This window comes from Streptomyces sp. ISL-10 (genome assembly GCF_018614575.1).
In the GTDB taxonomy this organism is placed as follows: Bacteria; Actinomycetota; Actinomycetes; order Streptomycetales; family Streptomycetaceae; genus Streptomyces.
Map to the genome: position 1 here is coordinate 42,422 of NZ_JAGGOJ010000015.1, position 19,497 is coordinate 61,918.

Annotated in this window: 15 protein-coding genes; 9 read left to right on the forward strand and 6 right to left on the reverse strand. The window is 71.1% G+C overall.

What is annotated here, in order from left to right:
- Positions 1–95: 95 nt before the first annotated feature.
- The 5 genes from J7E88_RS19110 to J7E88_RS19130 all read left to right on the forward strand — a co-directional run bounded on the left by J7E88_RS19110 (position 96) and on the right by J7E88_RS19130 (position 5,946).
- Positions 96–656: a hypothetical protein gene (locus J7E88_RS19110; RefSeq protein WP_215182647.1), complete on the forward strand. Its 561-nt coding sequence runs from the start codon at positions 96–98 to the stop codon at positions 654–656.
- A gap of 120 nt (positions 657–776) precedes the next feature.
- The gene (lnt, locus tag J7E88_RS19115) at positions 777–2,396 is read left to right on the forward strand and encodes an apolipoprotein N-acyltransferase (protein WP_215182649.1); all 1,620 of its coding nucleotides are present in this window, start codon (positions 777–779) and stop codon (positions 2,394–2,396) included.
- 226 nt (positions 2,397–2,622) lie between these two features.
- A complete protein-coding gene (locus J7E88_RS19120) occupies positions 2,623–3,105 on the forward strand; it encodes an NUDIX domain-containing protein (protein ID WP_215182651.1) in 483 nt (160 codons plus the stop codon).
- Positions 3,106–3,160: 55 nt separating this feature from the next.
- The gene (locus J7E88_RS19125; RefSeq protein ID WP_215182653.1) at positions 3,161–3,964 is read left to right on the forward strand and encodes a 3-hydroxybutyrate dehydrogenase; all 804 of its coding nucleotides are present in this window, start codon (positions 3,161–3,163) and stop codon (positions 3,962–3,964) included.
- 83 nt (positions 3,965–4,047) lie between these two features.
- The gene (locus tag J7E88_RS19130) at positions 4,048–5,946 is read left to right on the forward strand and encodes a GAF domain-containing protein (protein ID WP_215182655.1); all 1,899 of its coding nucleotides are present in this window, start codon (positions 4,048–4,050) and stop codon (positions 5,944–5,946) included.
- A 109-nt stretch (positions 5,947–6,055) separates the two neighbouring features.
- Here the strand turns inward: J7E88_RS19130 and J7E88_RS19135 are convergent, their stop codons facing one another.
- Both J7E88_RS19135 and J7E88_RS19140 read right to left on the reverse strand, forming a co-directional pair.
- Positions 6,056–7,447, reverse strand: a complete 1,392-nt coding sequence (locus J7E88_RS19135) for an MFS transporter (RefSeq protein WP_215182657.1) — start codon at positions 7,445–7,447, stop codon at positions 6,056–6,058.
- Between the two features lie 386 nt (positions 7,448–7,833).
- Positions 7,834–8,379 carry a hypothetical protein gene (locus J7E88_RS19140; protein WP_251022872.1) on the reverse strand — a complete coding sequence of 182 codons (546 nt, stop codon included), beginning with the start codon at positions 8,377–8,379 and terminating at the stop codon, positions 7,834–7,836.
- 181 nt (positions 8,380–8,560) lie between these two features.
- On the opposite strand from J7E88_RS19140, the gene J7E88_RS19145 reads away from it, so the two are divergent.
- Positions 8,561–9,802, forward strand: coding sequence for a cytochrome P450 (locus J7E88_RS19145; protein ID WP_215182659.1), 1,242 nt, complete (start codon positions 8,561–8,563; stop codon positions 9,800–9,802).
- A 73-nt stretch (positions 9,803–9,875) separates the two neighbouring features.
- Here J7E88_RS19145 and J7E88_RS36005 read toward each other — a convergent pair whose 3' ends face one another.
- Positions 9,876–10,385, reverse strand: a complete 510-nt coding sequence (locus J7E88_RS36005) for a hypothetical protein (protein ID WP_308307543.1) — start codon at positions 10,383–10,385, stop codon at positions 9,876–9,878.
- Positions 10,386–10,666: 281 nt separating this feature from the next.
- On the opposite strand from J7E88_RS36005, the gene J7E88_RS19155 reads away from it, so the two are divergent.
- Positions 10,667–11,623: an AraC family transcriptional regulator gene (locus J7E88_RS19155; protein WP_308307544.1), complete on the forward strand. Its 957-nt coding sequence runs from the start codon at positions 10,667–10,669 to the stop codon at positions 11,621–11,623.
- Positions 11,624–11,991: 368 nt separating this feature from the next.
- Here J7E88_RS19155 and J7E88_RS19160 read toward each other — a convergent pair whose 3' ends face one another.
- The gene (locus tag J7E88_RS19160) at positions 11,992–13,554 is read right to left on the reverse strand and encodes a DUF4139 domain-containing protein (protein WP_215182663.1); all 1,563 of its coding nucleotides are present in this window, start codon (positions 13,552–13,554) and stop codon (positions 11,992–11,994) included.
- An 8-nt stretch (positions 13,555–13,562) separates the two neighbouring features.
- Positions 13,563–15,656, reverse strand: a complete 2,094-nt coding sequence (locus J7E88_RS19165; protein WP_215182665.1) for a DUF4139 domain-containing protein — start codon at positions 15,654–15,656, stop codon at positions 13,563–13,565.
- 102 nt (positions 15,657–15,758) lie between these two features.
- On the opposite strand from J7E88_RS19165, the gene J7E88_RS19170 reads away from it, so the two are divergent.
- Entirely contained in the window at positions 15,759–16,112 is a 354-nt protein-coding gene (locus J7E88_RS19170) for an MmcQ/YjbR family DNA-binding protein (RefSeq protein ID WP_215182667.1), read from the forward strand.
- 401 nt (positions 16,113–16,513) lie between these two features.
- Entirely contained in the window at positions 16,514–18,265 is a 1,752-nt protein-coding gene (locus tag J7E88_RS19175) for a PKD domain-containing protein (RefSeq protein ID WP_215182669.1), read from the forward strand.
- Positions 18,266–18,461: 196 nt separating this feature from the next.
- Here J7E88_RS19175 and J7E88_RS19180 read toward each other — a convergent pair whose 3' ends face one another.
- Entirely contained in the window at positions 18,462–19,496 is a 1,035-nt protein-coding gene (locus J7E88_RS19180; protein WP_215182671.1) for an ABC transporter ATP-binding protein, read from the reverse strand.
- Position 19,497: the final 1 nt, after the last annotated feature.

A 19,497-nucleotide genomic window follows, 5' to 3' on the forward strand; every position in this document is an offset into this window, starting at 1 on the left:
GGCGCCCCGGGACAGACGCAGGCCCCGAGGCGGTGACTACCCTCGGTCACACGCGGGCCGTGCTGTGTCCGCGGATCGTGGGTACCCTCCAGAACATGAGGCACCGTTCCCGCGGCTTGGGGCCCGCCACAGAGCCCCTGCCAGAAGTCTGGACCGGCCGAGCGACCAACCGCATGCAGTGGGTGCTCGCTGTGGCGGGAGCAGCGTGTCTCGCGCTCGGTATCAAGCTCGCAGTGGACGCCAACTGGGAGATGGGCATCACGGCGCTGTTGATGGCGGTGATCGGCTGTGTCGCGGCCGGCCTGCTGGTGCTCTACGGGACGCTCGCCTTCGTCCACCTCGAGGTGACGATCGACCGGGAGGCCCTTGAGGTGCGCTGCGGACACGTGGGCCTGCCGCGCAAGCGAATCCTGCTCAGCGAGGTCGTACAGGCGGACTACGACCCGAAGGTCACCCCGCACCAGTGGGGCGGCTGGGGCTGTCGCTGGCGTCCGGAGAAGGGCACGGCGTGGGTCGTGCGGCGCGGCGAGGGAGTGGTCGTCACGCTGAAGGACGGCGAGACGTTCACGGTGACCGTCGACAACGCGGACATGGCCGTACGCGTCCTCCGGGACCGTCTCGGCCGATCACACACCGAGCCCGTCCCCCACGTCTGAGCCGGCGGCCGGCGAGACCGGATCCCCTGAGGCGCAGAGAGCCCGTGCATGGGCCACCGTGCGCCGAGGGACGGTCACCGCACTGCCGGGCCCACAGGTCAGCGCCGTAGACTCCGGCAGGTGAGCGCCACCATCACCCCAGTCGACACCCCGCAGCCCGCGCGCGCGGGCGGCCGCCCGCTGATCCGGCGATGCGTACGCCCCGGCGCCGCGGCGCTGTCCGGCGTGCTGCTCTTCCTGAGCTTCCCGCCCAGGCCCCTGTGGTGGCTGGCGGTCCCCGCGTTCGCCCTGCTCGGCTGGGCCCTGCGGGGGCGGCGGGCGCGGGCCGCGCTGGGCCTCGGCTACCTGACCGGACTCGGGTTCCTCCTTCCGCTGCTCGTCTGGACCGGCGAGGAGGTCGGCGCGGTCCCATGGCTGGCGCTCGCGGCCGTGGAGGCGCTGTTCGTCGCCGTGGCCTGCGTGGGCATCGCCTGCGTCTCGCGGCTGCCCGCCTGGCCGGTGTGGGGCGCGGCGGTGTGGATCGCAGGAGAGGCGGCCCGCGCCAGGGTGCCGTTCGGTGGCTTCCCCTGGGGGAAGATCGCCTTCGGGCAGGCGGACAGCGTCTTTCTGCCGCTGGCCGCCGTCGGAGGCACCCCCCTACTGAGCTTTGCGATCGTCCTGTGCGGACTCGGGCTGTACGAGACGGTGCGGCAGGCGGCAGCCGGCCGCCGCACGGGCACCGTGCGGCGCGGCCCCGCGGCCGCCGCGCTGCTCGCGCTCGTGCTGCCCCTGGTGGGAGCCCTGTGCGCCCGGCCGCTCGTCGACGACTCCGCCGAGGACGGCACCGCCACCGTCGCCGCCGTCCAGGGCAACGTGCCCCGCCTCGGCCTCGACTTCAATGCCCAGCGCCGGGCGGTGCTCGACAACCACGCCCGCCGTACCGAGCAGCTCGCCGCGGACGTGGCGGCGGGCAAGGTGCCCAGGCCCGACTTCGTCCTCTGGCCGGAGAACTCCTCCGACCTGGACCCCTACCGCAACGCCGACGCACGTCTCGTCATCGACGAAGCCGTCAAGGCGATCGGCGTCCCGACCGTCGTCGGTGCCGTGGTCACTCCCGAGACGGGCAAGCTCCGCAACACGCTGATCGAGTGGGACCCCCGCCGGGGGCCCGTCGACACCTACGACAAGCGCCATGTCCAGCCGTTCGGCGAGTACATCCCGCTTCGTTCGTTCGTACGCCTCCTCAACTCCGACGTCGACCGTGTGCAACGGGACTTCGGCCCCGGCCACGAAGTGGGCGTCTTCGACCTGGCGGGGACGAGGGTCGGGCTCGTCACCTGCTTCGAGGCGGCGTTCGACGACGCGGCCCGTGACACGGTCACACACGGCGCGCAGCTCATCTCCGTCCCCAGCAACAACGCCACCTTCGGCCGCAGCGAGATGACCTATCAGCAGCTGGCCATGTCACGCGTGCGGGCCGTGGAGCACAGCCGGTCCGTCGTGGTCCCCGTCACGAGCGGCGTCAGCGCCGTGATCACGCCGGACGGGGAGATCGTCCAGCGGACGGGGATGTTCACGCCCGACGCGCTCGTCGCGGAGGTGCCGTTGCGCTCCTCGCTCACGCCCGCCACCCGGCTGGGCGTCTGGCCGGAGGCGGCTCTGCTGCTGCTCGCGGCCGGCGCGCTGGGCAAGGTCGCCGCCGATGCCGTACGCGACCGGCGCCGACGGACCGAAGGGGCGCAGCGGGCCGCGGACGCCTGAGCCCTGCCGTCCGTCCGGACGAGCCGGTGGTCTCGTGACAGCGCCGCCGCGGCGGCCGGCCTCCGCGGTGGCGACTGTGAGGCCCCGGGATCCCGGCCACGGAACGGCGGTGACCTCCCGACAGCGGGGCGGGTGACCTCCCGACGGAGAGTCGGGTGACCTCCCGACGGCGGGCCGGCCTCCCCGGCCGCGGAAGGGCGGACGAGGGCCGGTTAGGGTCGCGGGCATGGGCACCCCTGACTTCATCCGTGAGATCCGGGCCACCGCGGACCACCAACTGCTGTTCCTGCCGGGGGTCAGCGCAGTCGTCCTCGACGATCAGGGCCGTGTCCTGCTGGGCAGACGCGCCGACACCGGGAAATGGTCGATCATCGGCGGCATCCCGGAGCCGGGGGAGGAGCCCGCCCGGACCGCCGAGCGCGAGGTGTTCGAGGAGACGGCCGTACGCTGCGTCGCCGAGCGGGTCGTCCTCGTACAGGCGCTGCCCGATCCGGTCACCTATCCCAACGGCGACCGCTGCCAGTACATGGACATCACTCTGCGCTGCCGGGCGGTGGGCGGCGATGCCCGGGTCAACGACGAGGAATCGCTTGAGGTGGGCTGGTTCCCGCTCGACTCGCTGCCGGAGCTCAAGGAGTTCGCCCTGTTCCGGATCAAGCAGGCCCTGACCGAGGGACCAGCATGGTTCCAACCCACCATCGCGGAATGAAGTATGGGCGGTGACCACATCGGTCGGGAGATGATCGCTGCCTAGGGTGCACAGCATGACCGCGCCCACCACCCCTGGTCCCTCAGGCTCCTCCGTCTCCCTCGACCTCGGCGGACGCACCGCCCTGGTCACCGGTGCCGCGGGCGGCATCGGCCGCGCCTGCGCGTTGCGGCTCGCTGCCGCGGGCGCGAAGGTCAGAGCCGTCGACCGCGACGCGGAGGGGCTGGGCGTCCTGGTGGACCGGGCGGACGGACTCGCCGGAGCCGTCGAGGCGCAGCTGCTCGACCTCACCGACCTCGACGCCGCCGAGGCCGTCGCCGCGGGATCGGACATCCTCGTCAACAACGCGGGACTGCAACTGGTGCGCCCCATCGAGGACTTCCCGCCCGATGTCTTCCACGCCGTGCTGACCGTGATGCTGGAGGCACCGTTCCGCCTGATCAGGGGCGCGCTGCCGCACATGTACGCCCAGGGCTGGGGCCGGATCGTCAACATCTCCTCCGTGCACGGTCTGCGGGCCTCCGCCTACAAGTCCGCGTATGTGGCCGCCAAACACGGCCTGGAGGGTCTCTCCAAGACCGCGGCCCTCGAAGGCGCGTCGCACGGCGTGACGTCGGTGTGCGTCAACCCCGGCTATGTGCGCACACCACTGGTGGAGAAGCAGATCACCGACCAGGCGGCCGCACACTCCCTTCCCGAGGAACGCGTCCTGACCGACGTCCTCCTCAAGGACTCCGCGATCAAGCGTCTCGTCGAACCGGACGAGGTCGCCGGGGCCGTCCTCTACCTGTGCTCGCCGCAGGCGTCCTTCATCACCGGAACCTCGCTGGCGCTCGACGGCGGCTGGACCGCCCATTGACGGGCCACGCCGCCGGCAAGGACGGCCGCCCGGTTGTCCACAGGGCTGGTGCGACCCTGCCCAGGCCGGGTAATCCTGTGTCCATGTCCCTGGAAGAAGCCGCCTACCTGGAGCTCCTTGCCCGTGGCGCCGCAGTCGAGGCCTACGACAGGCCCGTCCTGCTCGCCCGGGCGCACGGCGCCGACGCCGCGTCGCTCGCCGGTATCGAGTACGCCAAGCAGCTCGCGCTGCGCGTGCGTGCCGAGCTGGAGGGACGCAGGCGGCGGGAGGCCGAGCTCTCCGCGCTCTTCGAGACGGCGCACGATCTGGCGGGCCTGCGCGATCTCGACGCCGTGCTGCGCGCGATCGTGCAGCGCGCACGCTCCCTGCTGGGCACCGAGGTCGCCTATCTGAGCCTCAACGACCCGGTCGCCGGTGACACCTACATGCGGGTCACGGAGGGGTCCGTCTCGGCGCGTTTCCAGCAGGTCCGGCTCGGCATGGGGGAGGGGCTCGGGGGCCTGGTGGCCCAGACGGCCCGCCCCTATGTGACCGACAGCTACTTCGACGACGCCCGTTTCGAGCACACCGGACCGATCGACGCGGCGGTCAGGGACGAGGGTCTGGTCGCCATCCTCGGCGTGCCGCTGACCCTCGGCAGCCAGGTCATCGGCGTGCTGTTCGCCGCCGACCGCCGCGCCCGCGTCTTCGAACGGGAACAGGTCGCGCTGCTCGCCTCGTTCGCCGCACACGCGGCCGTGGCGATCGACACGGCGAACCTGCTCGCCGAGACGCGCTCGGCCCTGGCCGAGCTGGAGCGGGCCCACGCGATCATCCAGGAGCACAGCGGCGTCATCGAGCGCGCATCCGAGGTGCACGACCGGCTCACCGAACTGGTGCTGCGCGGCGGCGGCGTCGACGACGTGGCCGCCGCGCTCTCCCAGGTCCTCGACGGTACGGTGGAGTTCACCGAGGACGGCCCGCATCCGGCGGGCACCGGCGGCCGCGCCGGCCGCCACGGCGACGACTGGATCGCCGAAGTCTCCGCGGGCGGAGAGGTGTTCGGTGCCCTCGTGCTGCGCGGCCACCCCGATCTCGACCCCGTCGACCGGCGCACCCTGGAGCGGGCCGCCATGGTGACCTCACTGCTGCTGCTGGCCCGCCGCTCCGCCCATGACGCCGAACAGCGGGTGCGGGGCGAGCTGCTGGACGACCTGCTCGACGCGCCGGACCGCGACCCCAGGCTGCTGCGGGAGCGCGCGGCCAGACTCCGCGCCGACCTGGATGTGCCCCATGTGGTGCTGGCCGCGCGTATCGACGGCACCGAGACCGGCCGCGGAGCAGGCCCCGAGTCGGCCGCGCGGGAGAGCGCGGACCGGCAGCGGCTGTGGTCGGCCGCCTCTCATCTGGCCGCGACCCGGTCCGGCCTCGCCGCCGCACGGCACGGCGGCGCCGTGCTGCTCCTCCCGCTCGGCCCCGATGACACCCCGGCCTCCCTCGCCCGCCAGACCGCCCGCCAACTGGGCGGCACCCTGCGCGAGTCGGTGACCGTCGGCGCCTCGTCCCCCGTCGCCTCCCCGGCCGGCGACCCCGCACCGGTGTCCGGTGCCTACGAGCAGGCCCGGCGCTGCCTGGACGCGCTGCGCCTCCTCGGCCGCTCGGGCCAGGGCGCGGCAGCCGAGGACCTGGGCTTCCTCGGGCTGCTGCTCGCCGACCCGGGCGACATCGACGGCTTTGTGCGCCGCACGATCGGCGAGGTCGTCGCCTACGACAGACGCCGCGGCACGGACCTCGTCGGCACGCTGGACGCGTACTTCGCCAGTGGCATGAGCCCGGCCCGTACGAAGGACGATCTCCACGTCCATGTGAACACCGTCGCCCAGCGTCTTGAGCGCATCGGCCGGCTCCTGGGCTCCGACTGGCAGACGCCGGCCCGCGCCCTGGAGATCCAGCTGGCGCTGCGGCTGTACGGCATGTCGTCGGCGGTGGCGCGCCGGGAATGAAGCGGGGCTGCCCCTCGCGCGTAGCCGGTGCGCCTCCCGAGTACGGGAACCGCGCGGGACCAATGGGGTCCCGCGCGGTGTCGTGTGTGGTGAGCGATCAGGGTGCCGCTCAGGCAGTACGGGCAGCATCCGCCGCTGGGGCGGGGGCGGGTGCGGTGTCCGCGGCGGAGTCGGCCTCGACATCGTTGAGGTCCCGCCGACTGGTCTCCTTGGCGCATCCGATGGCCAGCACGGTGAGCAGGGCCGCGGCGATGACATACAGGGCGATCGGCGTCGACGAGTCGTAGTCCGCGAGCAGAGCGGTCGCGATCAGCGGCGCGGGCGCTCCGGCGGCGACGGAGGAGAACTGCGCGCCGATGGAGGCTCCGGAGTAGCGCATGCGCGTCGAGAACATCTCCGAGAAGAACGCCGCCTGCGGTGCGTACATCGCCCCGTGGAAAACCAGACCGACGGTCACGGCCAGCAGCAGCGAGCCGAAGGTCGCCCGGTCGATCAGCGCGAAGAAGGGGAACATCCAGGCGCCGACACCGACGGCGCCGATGAGGTAGACGGGCCTGCGGCCCCATCGGTCCGACAGCGCGCCCCAGAGCGGGATCACCGCGAAGTGGACGGCGGACCCGATGAGAACGGCGTTCAGGGCGGTCTGCTTGCTCATGTCCACCGCGGTCGTCGCGTACACGAGGATGAACGCGGTGATCACGTAGTAGCTGATGTTCTCCGCCATGCGCGCGCCCATGGCGACCAGCACATCGCGCCAGTGGTGACGCAGCACGGAGACGAGCGGCATCTTCTCCGCCTGGCCGGCGGTGGCCCTGCGCTGCTCGGCCTGGGCCAGCGCGGCCTTGAAGACGGGCGATTCATCGACAGAGAGACGAATCCACAGTCCGACGATCACCAGAACGCCGGAGAGCAGGAAGGGAATCCGCCATCCCCACGAGGTGAACGCGGCGTCCGAGAGGAGCGCCGTGAGGGCGGAGAGGACTCCGGTGGCGAGCAACTGCCCGGCCGGCGCACCGGTCTGCGGCCACGACGCCCAGAAGCCGCGCCGCTTGGCGTCGCCGTGCTCGGACACGAGCAGTACGGCTCCGCCCCACTCGCCGCCGAGTGCGAACCCCTGCACAAGGCGGAGGACGGTGAGCAGCACCGGGGCCGCGGTCCCGATGGTCGCGTGCGTGGGCATCAGCCCGATCGCGAACGTCGCCCCACCCATCATCAGCAGGCTGAGCACGAGCAGCTTCTTGCGCCCGAGCCGGTCGCCGTAGTGCCCGAAGACGAGCGCCCCGAGAGGCCGGGCGGCGAAGCCGACGGCGTAGGTGAGGAACGACAGCAGGGTGCCGACCAGCGGGTCGGAGCCGGGAAAGAACAGCTTGTTGAACACCAGCGCGGCGGCCGAGCCGTAGAGGAAGAAGTCGTACCACTCGATGGTGGTGCCGATGAGACTCGCGGCGACGATGCGCTTGAGGCTGGAGGGGGCTGGTGGAGCGGTCGCGGGGGAGGACATCGGCACCACTTCCTGGCGTGTGACGGGGACGTTTGCGTATGCCACACCGTAGGAACGCGCAGGTCAGAGGCGTATGTGGCGGGACACCATAGTTCTGAGCGTTGGAGTGCATGTGCCCACCATGGGGGCGGTGGTGGGGCTTCGCGACGGCCTCGATGAGGCCGCGAAGGAGGCTGTCCGAGTTGCGCTACTCGGGCATGATTTGGAGGCGCCGTGCTGACTCCCGTGCTGGTTTGGCGCCGACTGAAAGCCCACGTCATCATTGCCAGGCCGTTGCTGCCGCCGGCTCCCCTGAGGCCGCAAGGCGGTGGGTCGCGAACATCGACGACGAGGCGGTCTTCGACGCCTGGGCCGATCTGGGACAGCCGAACTTGTCCGGGGAGGCGCTAGTCCAACCGTCCAGGTCCTGCGGGACAGTGGGGCACGCAGTCGGGGCAGGCGTACACCGCTCGGGCAGGGTAGGGGCGGGGCTCGATGATGCGTACGAGGACCGGCGCCTCGGTGTTGCGCTCGCAGCGGCAGCAGACGCGCGCCAGGGTGCGCCGCCCGGAGATTTCGGTCGGCGCTGCCTGGAGTGCGGAGTGCAGGCGCCCCAGGCTTGTCCAGTACCGCTCGCTGGTCAGCGGGATGCACCAGTGGAGCCCGGGGCCATCCATACGGTGCTGGGGTGGAACCGCCACGTGACAGCCGGGCCCGAGCACCCGGACCTCCGGCAGCTGCCAGTGGTCGGCGGCGCCGGGCTTGACCAGCCAGTAGAGGATGCTGCCGTGCCCGTCCTTGATGACGGGTCCGGTATCGCCTCCGAGGCGGTCGAGGGCGCGGATTCCCAGGCTGAGCGGAACACGTACGGCGTCCCACCACCGTCCCGCGGGCAGGGTCCGTACGTCCAAGCCGTAGGGCTGTACCCACTGCTGGGCTCTGCTCATCGTCATGGTGATCACCGGCTCCTCCCGATCGGGTGTCGTGACCATAGGACGGAACAGGCACCGCGACTTACGCCCACGCGCAGGGAAGTTGCCCTCGCACGCAGTGCCTGGAGCGGTCTCGTTCCGAACCCCTACTGCGCCGTACCGTGCTGTGTCGTATCGGAGTCCGAATGTCAGGGAGGCACTGATGGAAGACCGGATCCCCTTGGTGATAGACCCGACCGGCCGTGACATCCACGCAGAGGCCAGCCGCTTACGCGGGCTGGGACCGGTGGCGCGCGTCGAACTCCCGGGCGGGGTCGAGGCTTGGGCGGTCAGCAGTCCCGATCTGCTGAAGGAACTGCTCACCGATCCGCGAGTGTCAAAGGATCCTCGCCGGCACTGGCCCGCCTGGATCAACGGGGAGATCTCCCCGGAATGGCCGCTGTTCACGTGGGTCGCGGTGCAGAACATGTTCACCGCGTACGGCGGAGAGCACAAGCGGCTGCGGACGCTGGTCGCCAAGGCGTTCACCGCTCGCAGGACCGCCGCACTGCGGCCACGCATCGAGGAGATCACCATCGATCTGCTGGACCGTGTCGCCCGGGCCGGGCAGCACGGTCAGGAGGTGGATCTGCGGGAGGAGTTCGCCTATCCCCTGCCGATCCAGGTGATCAGCGAGCTGCTCGGCCTGCCCGGGGAGAAGCGGGAGGAACTGCGGTCCATCGTCGACAGCATCTTCCACACCTCCGCCGACCCGGAGGAGGTCACCGCCACCTACGCCCGGCTCTATGACGTCCTTGGCGATCTCGTCGCCGCAAAACGGCAGTCGCCCGACGACGACTTGACGAGCGCTCTCATCACCGCTCGCGACGACGAGGGCGGCACCCGGCTGAGCGAGCAGGAACTGCTCGACACCCTGCTGCTCATGATCAGCGCAGGCCATGAGACCACGGTAAATCTCCTCGACAACGCCGTCCACGCACTGCTCACCCACCCGGATCAGCTCGCGCACGTACGGTCCGGCCGAGCCTCGTGGGACGACGTGATCGAAGAGACACTGCGATCGGACGCGCCGGTCGCCAGCTTGCCGCTGCGGTACGCAGTGGAGGACATCGCACTGGACGGGACGGTCATCCGCAAGGGCGAGGCGATCATGGCGGCTTACGCCGCGGCAGGACGCAGTCCCGAGCGGTACGGGAAGGACGCCGACTGCTTCGACGTCACCCGGACCGACAAAGAGCACCTGGCCTTCGGCTACGGCGTGCACTACTGCCTTGGCGCTCCGCTCGGCCGGATGGAGGCCCGTATCGCGCTGCCGGCTCTCTTCGAACGGTTCCCCGGCCTCACCCTCGCGGTGCCGGCGGAGGAGTTGCGTCCCGTGGACTCGTTCATCTCCAACGGACACCGCGCTCTGCCCGTACGCCTCTCGTCAACTGCTCGGCCGTAAACGACCGAGCCTATTTACTCGGTTCGATACGGCTCATGCTCACGACTGCCCTCCACGACAGGGCGGTCACGGGTCACATCCACCCGTCCCCGCAATGCGGGGACGGGACCGGGCAGCACGTACACCCCCATAGGAGCCGCACATAAGGCGATGGCCTGTGCCCGGCGGCCGACTGGGCGTTCGCGCGGTCGATCTCCAGCAGGTCCCGCAGGACGTCGGGGTGGTCGTGCCGATCCTGCATCTCGGAAATGGACACCTGCTGCTTGTTCGCCAGGGCCTGGATCGGGCGCATTGACGCCTTCAGGGCGGCCTTCGCCGCATGATCGACCCGGGTCTGAGCGTTCTCGACCGCGTCGGCGTACCGCTCCACCACGCAGTCGAGACTTTCTGCGAAGTCGGTGCCGGTCAGCCGTCCGTAGCGCAGCCCGGTGTCCGGGTGGACGGATGCGGCGTGGACGGATGTGGGATTCCTCCAGCCAGGCAGCCGGACTGCGACCAGATGCCGTACCTCTTCGTCGGTGGGCCCGCAGGCCGTCCGCCAGCTTCTGCGACGGTGACGGCGAGCAGGCCGACGGCCAGGCACCAGAACACCGCCTCCCGTGTCATGGGTGCTTGAGGCAGGCGTGAGACGAACGGGGCGGCCGACGGTAGACGAGCATCACGACGCGTGCTTGCCCGCGCACGCAAGGAAATTGCTGACAGGCGAAGCGCCTCGGGGCCGGAAATGGCTGTGGGATTCACGCAATCGGTGGAAGCGAGAGGCTTGTACTACACTCCGCGCCCGTAACTACCGTTACTCGCAGGTTTGTTGAGAATTCACTCATTAATGGGTCAATGAGCGGCCGGCAGTGGAGGGGGTTTCCGGTGCCCGCGGGAACGTACAGCATCGAGTCGTTGTCGACCGGGGACGTGGCACAGCGTGAGCGCGCCGAATTCTGGCGTGAGCACATAGGGTCGTATCAGTCCCGGATGGGCTACCGATATGCGCGCCAGGACAACTTCCGAGGCGAGACGGTTCGCCAGCACACGGACACCTATCAACTCGTCAGGTTCTGGTCGGACGAGATCGAATACAGCCGGACCTCACGTCAGGTCCGGCAGGACCCGGACGAGAACTACCGGCTTTTACTTCCGCTCGGTGGACAGATCCTGCTGCGTCAGGATGACCAGGAGGCACGGCTGACGCCGGGGACCGGCGCCCTGGTCACCTTCGGCGCCCCATTCCAGTGCCTTCAGAACGCAGCGACGCACGCATTCATCCTCACGATCCCCGCCCATGAGGTGAATGGACCGATGAACCGGGAATCGCCACTGGCGACCGGACTCGATCTGAGCCGGGGCCTGGGCCGCGTCGTGGGTTCTGTGCTCACCGACCTCTACGAGGAGCGCGACAACCTCACTGACGCCCAGTTCAACGCCGTGTCCGACCGTGTTGTCGAGCTGCTGTGCATGCTCGTGGTGGGTGACGACCGCCCGGATGCGTCCGGTCATCTGGCCCAGGTGGAAGCGATGGTGCGCCGCTATGTACGCGAGCACGCGGCCGATCCGGAGCTGACTGGCGCGGCGATGGCACGGGCTCTGGGGTGGTCGCTGCGGCAGGTGCAGCTGGCGCTGCAACACGTAGGGACCACTCCCCGGGAGCTGATCCGGGAAGAGCGGCTCCGGCTGGTGCGGGACCGGCTGCGGTGCGCAGAGTTCGCGCACATGACGATCAACGATCTGGCATACGCGTCCGGCTTCTCCTCCGCGAGCGCGCTCAGCACCGCGTTCCGGCAGCGCTTTGGACTGAGCCCTCGAGAGATGCGGTACGGAAGCCGCTGACCCGCGGACCGGGCCGACGACGGGCACGGAAGGGGTCGTGAAGGCGCATCGTCCACATGGGCCAACCTGCCGCAACGATCGCCCCACCCCCAGCCTGGGGTGGGTGGGACCTCGTCGGTGCCCGTGCAGGTCGTACTTGGAGTGGACGGCGGCCGACTGGTTGGGCGGTCGACATGGGAACCGGCCGAAGTGCTTTGTCGCCGATCGCCTCGGCGTGCTCCCCCGTACCGGGCTTGGCTGAGCGCGGACGAGGGTGTCGAACACGTCCGAGTGGCAGCTGATGCGCGAGGTGCTCCGAGACGGCCACCGGCTGCGGAGGGAGTCAGGGATCGGGCCTCCGGCAGCGGGCGTGCAGCGGACCATAGAGCTCAAAGCCCGCCGACTTTGGCGCTCGCCGACACTTCGTAGACCAGAGTGACCGTGCGGCGGCCGCCGGGCGGGAGGGTGACATCCCAGCGGGCGATGCCTTCGGCGTCGAGCATGTCGGGCGCCGGGGAGCAGGCTTCCTTGCGCAGGCGTACCTCCACCGCCGAGACCTCGGAGACCGGGATCCGCTCCCGGAGGACGACCACCCGTTCACCGTGCTCCCCAGGAGCGGAGAACCGGGACAGGTGCAGCCGGACCGTGCGGGTGACCACCGTCCGCTGGGTGATTCCGGTGGAGTCGCGCGACTCCTCGGCATGCCGGACCACCCGGTAGTCGTCGCAGCTGCCGAAGGCGAGCTGGGCGGGGACGCCGGGGCCAGTGAAGTCCAGCGTGCCGCGGCCACTGAATCCGCTGCCGCGGACCAGGTCCACGGGCCCGGCGAGCAGTGCATGGCCGGACAGGTTGTCGAACCGCACCACGTGGGTGACCAGCGCAGACAACTCGGGTGAGCAGGCGTACTCGCCGTTCGCGGCCGTGGTGAAGGCGGAGAGCGGCACCCGGTGGGCGCGGCCGTCCCCGGGCACGGAGACCGGGCGAGGGGAGTTCAGCACCCGCGCCTCGCCGCGGTCGTCCACCCCCGGCAGGCCGAGTACCGGGGCCGGGCCGAGGTCGCCGATCTCCTCCTCGCGCAGCTCGACGTCGACCGTGCGGCGCTCCGCGGGGGAGCGGTCCTTGAGCGTCAGCCGGTCCTCGCTCAGCCGCGGTGTATCGGTGGCCAGCGCCGACCGGGCCGTCGACAACGTCAGCCGTACGTCCGACCAGTCCTCGCCGGTGCGTTGCCATACCATCGCGTCGGTCTCCAGCGTCAGGCGGTCCCCGTCGAGCGCGGCCCGGTAGGCGGGCCGCCACAGCGCACACGGGGTGAGGTGGCTCAGGCGCAGCCCGACCGGCCCGGCGACCGCGGCCTCCACGGTCAGCTCGATATGGCCGACCAGCTCGGCGGGCTCCCCCTCGGCGAGGTCCATGGCCCGCTGGGCCTCCCCGATCTCGACAGCAAGGGCGGTCAGCCGGGCCTCCACGGTGCGCAGTTGCTCGCCGTACGAGTCGCGCTCGTCGTCCAGACGGTCCAGTTCGCGGGTCCAGCGGGGCCCCTCGCTCTCCCCGGAGCCGGCGCCTTCGCCGATCTCCCGCAGCAGATCGGCGGCGAGGCGGGCGAGCAGGTCAAGGCGGGCATGCAGCCGATCGCGTCGCTGCCCCAGGGCGAGCCGCTCCTCTTCGAGGGTGTGCACGCGGTGGCGCAGGACGGAGTCGTCGTCGGTGGACGGCAGAGGCCCGCGCGGCGTCCAGCTGCGGACGATCCGCATGTCGAGCACGGTCGCGGGGTGACCGGCGGTCAGCTCGGCATGGAGGGTGCGGTCGACGGCCAGTGCACTGACCGGTCCGAGACGCAGCCGCTGGACCCCGGCCTCCAGGTCGAGCACGACGGCGCGCTCGATGTGGGCTCGATCCTCCAGGCAGGTGACGGCGGTGACGGGGAGAGGAAACGGCTTCGGGGCCGTGGACATGGCGTGTGTCAGCTCCTGCGGTTGCCGCCGACCAGGGCCTTGCCGGCCGGGATGCGGATCTCGTAGCCGCCGTCGAGGGCGGCGGTGCCGCCGGCGGCCAGGTCCACCCGCCAGACGCGGGTGCCCGGGGCATGCTGCTCGGGCTCCGCGCCGTCCTCGGGCGCCGTCCAGTCGGCCCGTTCCTCGATCCGGACGTCCGGTTCGGAGGTGACCGGCACCCGCTCGCGGACCTCGACGGTGACGGGTCTCGCGAGCCGGTTGGCCAGCTCCACGTGGACGCGGTGGTCGAGCACAGTGGTGTTGTTGCGCAGGCCCGAGGTCGACTCGTGCAGTTTCGTACGGCGGGTGACCCGGATGCCCTCGGCCGGCCCGAGCCCCACCCGGCGGACACCGCCCGGGGCGAGCGTGGGCAGTGCGGCGGTCAGCAGGAAGTCGTCGTCGACGGTGACCTCCACCGGGCCGGCCGGCAGAGCCTGGTCGGTGGCGTTGGAGAGCACCAACGTCGCGTACACGGTCTGCTCCACGGACGGTACGCAGAGGTACTCGGTGCGTAGAACCACCGGGATCTCGTCGACTGTGACGGTGTGCCAGTTGCCGTCCGACGGAATGTCGGCGCGCGCGGTGGCATCGAAGCGGTGGTCGAAGGAACCCGCCGACTCGCGGGGCCGCACGGCGTGCCCGGGCAACGGAAGCGCGGCCACTGCTTCGGCGCGGCGGCGGTACTCGGCCGCCACCGCGTCGAAGGGAGAGTCGGGAAACAGCCGGCCTCTGTGACCGTCCTGCTCGTCGGGGCCGCACAGGACGAGGGCGGCGTAGTCGAGCTCGGCGCCGCTGGGCTGCGGCGGACCGGCCGCCGGTGCCGGAGGCGGTGGCGGCGCGGCCCGGCCCGGAGCCGCAGGTGCCATGGCGGCGGGAGCGGCGAAGGACCTGCCGCCGGTACGCGGCATGCCGCCGGGCCGCGACCGTACCGGCCGCGTCAGGTCGGGAGTCCCGCTGCGGAAGACCTCCGGGGAGGCGCCGTCTGCGCCGCCGGGCATCGGGAGCGCAGCGGGCGGCGGGCCGTAGGCCTGCGGTGGCGGCGGTGGCGGCGGTGTCGGCGGTGGCGGAATGGGGCCGGGCGTGGAGCCGTCCGCGACGGCCACGGAGTGTGTCCCGGCAGCCGCGGGTGCGGCGGACGAGGCAGGGCGAGGGGCTGCCGCGTCGTACCCGGCGAACAGGTCGGCGAGACCCGCCGGGGGCTCGCGCCAGCCAGAAGGCGCGGGGGCGGGCTGACGGCGTCCGATCCGGATCGAGCGGAGCCTCGGCAGGTTGGTGCGGCGGCGCAAGTCGGCGGTGGCCAGGGCGATGCTCACGCCGGTCCAGTCCTCACCGGTGCGCTGGGCGACCGAGGCGCGCAGCATCAGACGGCCGGTGCCGTCGCCCTGACGGTGGGTGAGACGGTAGGTCGGCACCCAGACGGCGCCCGGCACCCCGTACTGCAGCTCCACCTCCGCGTCACCGGCGCCGTCGAGGGTCAGGACCGCGGACACCGTGGACTCCACGTGCGCTGACGGTGCGTCGGTGGAGGCACGGGCGACCCTGTCCGCGGCGACGGTGAGCTCGTGTTCCACGCGGCGCAGCGCCTCCTCCAGCTCGACGAGGCCGGTGTGCAGTCCCGTCAGCCGCTCGTCGACGAAGTCGGCGAGCGCCAGCCACGCGTCGACCGGGGTGCGGCGGTGCGGGTCCTCACGCCTGCGGGCCGGCGGGACCGGGTGCAGAGCCCTGACCTCCTCGATCAGGCCCAGCTGCCGGTCCCGGCGACCCTGCGCTGCCGCGTACTCGTCGCGCAGCCGCTCGACCTCGCGCTGCAACTCGTCGGGCGTGCCGGTGCCGAGCGGCTCGGCCTCGACCTCCACCCGGGCTTCGGTGACGCGCACCCTGGGGGCGCCCAGGACACTGGCCCGCAGTGAGCCCGGGTCCAGCGAGCGGGGCAGTCCCGCCACCCGCACCCGGCCGTCCGGAGGCACGCTGCCCCGGGCCAGGCGGCGGCAGACCGCGCCCTGTGCGTACACCACGACCGAATCGAGGATCGACCCCCACCTTTGTGCTGTCCCAGCCGTCATGTGCTCCGCCCCCGCCGCGTCCGTGCTGAGCGAAGCCTACGCCCGGGCGGTCCGCGCATCCGCGGAAGTCCCGATGTCCGTGGCCTGTCGTACGGTCGGGCCATGTGCACGTCCGACGAAGTCCGTGAACTCGCCCTCGCCCTGCCGGAGACGACCGAGAAGGAGGCCTGGTCCATGCCCACCTTCCGGGTCGCCGGGAAGATGTTCCTCACCCTGCCCGACGACGAGACGTCGATGGCCGTCCGCTGCCCGAAGGAGGAGCGCGGCGAGCTGGTCCTCGCCGAGCCCGAGAAGTTCTGGGTCGCGGACCACGAGGCGTCCTTCGCCTGGGTGCGGGTGCGTCTGGCGGCCCTGGACGACGCGGATGAGCTCCGTGCGATCGTCGTCGACTCGTGGAGCCAGGCGGCTCCGCCCAGGCTGCTCCAGGCCCACCCCGACCTCGCGTCCCCGGCATAGAGGGGCCTCTGCGTTCCGACTCATGCCTAGGAGTCGGGCGCGCCCCGTCCCGACCGTATGCCGGGGAGCGGCGTCGAGGTCCGCCTGGTCACGCGGTGGTGGCCGCTGGTCCGGCAAACGGCATCACCGCCCCCGAGCCGCCGCGCGGGATTGGGCCGACGCACTCCTCCCTCTCTTGATGACTGCCGGTAAGTGATCAGGCTCACTCCGCAATGTCTCCGCCTCGCGTTTTGTCCCCGCTTCCTCCCGCCATGATCCCCATTGGTGCGGCGTTCCGCTGACTGCGCAGCAACTCAGTTCACAGGAGAAACAGGGGCATTGGCGTGAACAGCAGGTGGTCTCGGCGGGTGGCACGACGGTGTAGGGGCAACGGCAGGGGTCCCGCTCTGCACAGAGGGAAGTTGTCCCACCTCATACACGCGGCCAGGCTCGTCCTTCCGGCGGCGGCCGCGGCTCTCCTGGGCCAGTTGCTCACCGGAGTCCCCGCCGCAGCCGGGACGGACGCCTCTGCCGCATCCGCGTACCCGATCATCCTCGATGTGGACCTCACCCCCAATCCGGTCTGCAGCGGACCGGTGCAAGGTCGTGTGCAGCTGTACGACCCTGCCGCGGCGAGGGCCCGGGCCACGGTCGAATGGCGGGTGCGCGCCGGCGGGGAGCAGCTGGGCGGCGGGCAGATCGTCATGGGTGCGGCACTGTCCGGAGCCGGGTTCAGTATTCCGTTCGATCGCGTGCCGCCGGCGGAGACGGGCTTGCGGTTCGACGCCCGCGTGCTCCCCTCGTCCGCCGGCGAGGAGCCCGGTCCGTACGGCAAGGTCTGGCGGGACACCATCAGGCGGGGCTGCGATCCGGTGCGCGTGGCTTCCGTCGGGGACTCGGTCGTCTGGGGGCAGGGCCTGGAGCATGACCAGAAGTTTCCCTACCTGACGGGCCAGCTGCTCGGGCGCGCGACAGGGCGGGGCCATCAGCACATGGACTACGCGATCTCCGGCGCGGTGCTCGACGCACCCGAGCTTCCCGCGGGCAACGACGACTCAGCATGCCTCCAGAAGCAGGAGAAGCAGGACCCCGACGGCGACGGTGAAATGGAGTTCGGCGAGGTCACGCAGCAAGTTCCGGATGTCTTCTGCCAGTTGGAGAAGGCTGGCGCGCAGGCGAGGGCGGGCGGATACGGTCTCGACCTGGTCGTGATCAATGGATGCATCAACGACCTCGACCCGTTCTTCGGTATCGCCGTGGGCATCACCCCCGGCTCGAAGAACCTGCCGGAGGCGGTCCGGCGCGAGTGCTCCGGCATAGGCGCGGCACCGGAGAACCCGGCGAAGGACGTGCCCTACTTCAGCGGTGCCAAGGTCGGATACGGCGGCCGCGGCATGCGGGCAGCGATCGAGAAGGCACATTCCCTGCCCGGTCGGCCGAAGGTCATCGTGGCGGACTTCTACTACGCCCTCAGCCGTGCCAGCTCCCCCATACCGGTAAAGCACTGCACCGCACCTGGACTTGAGGGAGCTCGGTTCATCGCCTGCAAGGGCGCGCTCGGTGAGGCGACCACGCGCTACGAGCAGTACACCCAACTGGCCAACGACGCCTACCGCAAGGCGGCCGATGCGGCGAACAATGCCTCACCGGACGGCCCGTACGCGGTAGCGGCCGACGGGCTGTTCACGCTGGACAGTGCCGTCTTCGCCCCGCACTCCACGGTCTGGGGCACTCCGTTCGCCGACCCGATGTACCCGCTGCGCAAGAAGGCCTGCCCGGAGCTCAGCTCCACCCCCGTCCAGTGTCTCTCCGCGGCCGTCGGCCATCCCGACATCGCCGGAGCCCGGCGGTATGCCGACGCCTTTCTCCTCAACCCGCGCCTGCGCCAGTGGTTCCACCTCGCACCCGGCGGGCCGCGGTTGGTGCTGGCCGCCCCCAAGGACGCGCATGTCGGCAGCGAGGTGCGCCTGACAGCGACGGTGGGCGGCGCATGGCCCCCCGCCGGATACCGCTACCACTGGTACTTCGGCGACGGCACACGGCAGGAGACCGGTGAAGCGACCACCACGCATGCCTATGACCGAGAAGGGCCCTACCTGCCCCGGCTGGTCTTGACCAGCGTGGACGGCCGACAGGTACTGACCGAGGCCACGGAGACCATAACCGTGAACTGATGGCTCAATGGTGGCCTTCGGCCGCCGGCTCGACCCACTGGCTTTCCGCACCGCCTTGTCGACGTTCTCGTCGCTCAGCTGGGCGGGGTTGAAGGAGCCGCCGCAGGTGAAGTCGGCCCCATGTAAGCGGCCGGGTCACCGGCGTCCAGGACGGCCGCCGGGACGGGATGAACCCGGTGCGGCAGCCGAGGGAAGGTCAGAAGGTGCGGGCTCTGCCGCGTACGCGCAGGCCGACCTCGTCACCGAGAGCGTAAGGGACCGCGGTCGGGTCGAAGATCCGGGCGGTCACCGACGTCCCGTCGACCAGACGCAGTGCCAAGAGGGCGTCGTGGCCCTGGAAGTCACGGCGTACGACGGCGGCCGCGACCGTGCTCGACGTCCCGGGTGGGGCGACTTCGATCTGCTCGGGCCGCAGGAGTACATGCGTGCTCCTGGTCGGGATCTCGCCGGCCGGAACGACAGGAATCATGCCGAGCGGGGTCCGGGCCAGGGCGCCGTCCATCACAGCGGGAAGCCAGACCGCCTCGCCGACGAATCCCGCCACCCACGGGTCGGCCGGTGAGCCGTAGACAAGGTCCGGTGGCCCGCTCTGGACGATCCGGCCGTCCCGCATGACGGCGACCTCGTCCGCGATCGACAGGGCCTCGGCCTGGTCATGCGTCACGAGGACGGCAGTGGCGCCGTCCGCGCGAAGGGCCTGGCGCACGTCGTGTCGTACTTCGGCACGCAGTGCGGCGTCGAGCGCGCTGAACGGCTCGTCGAGCAGGACGACCGGCGGGCGCGGCGCCAACGCCCGGGCGACGGCGACACGTTGCTGCTGGCCGCCGGAGAGGTGGTACGGCATCCGGTCCTCGAAGCCCGAAAGGCCCACCAGCTCCAGCACGGCGGCGACGCGACCGGCCCGCCGGGCCGCCCTGTCGAGCCCGTAGGCCACGTTTCCCCGGACCGGAAGGTGCGGGAAGAGCGCACCTTCCTGCGGAACGACCGCGATCCGCCGCCGATCGGGCGGTACCTCTGCGCCGGGTGCGGCGACCCGGCGGTCGTCGACCCGGATCTCCCCGGCCCCCACACGCTCGAATCCGGCGATGCAGCGCAGCAGCGTGGTCTTGCCGCAGCCGGAAGGACCGAGTACCGCCATCAGCGAACCCGAGCGGACGACGAGGTCCACCCCATTGAGGGCGCGCACATGTCCGTACGACTTGTGCAGTCCGGTGATGCGCAGCTCCGCCATG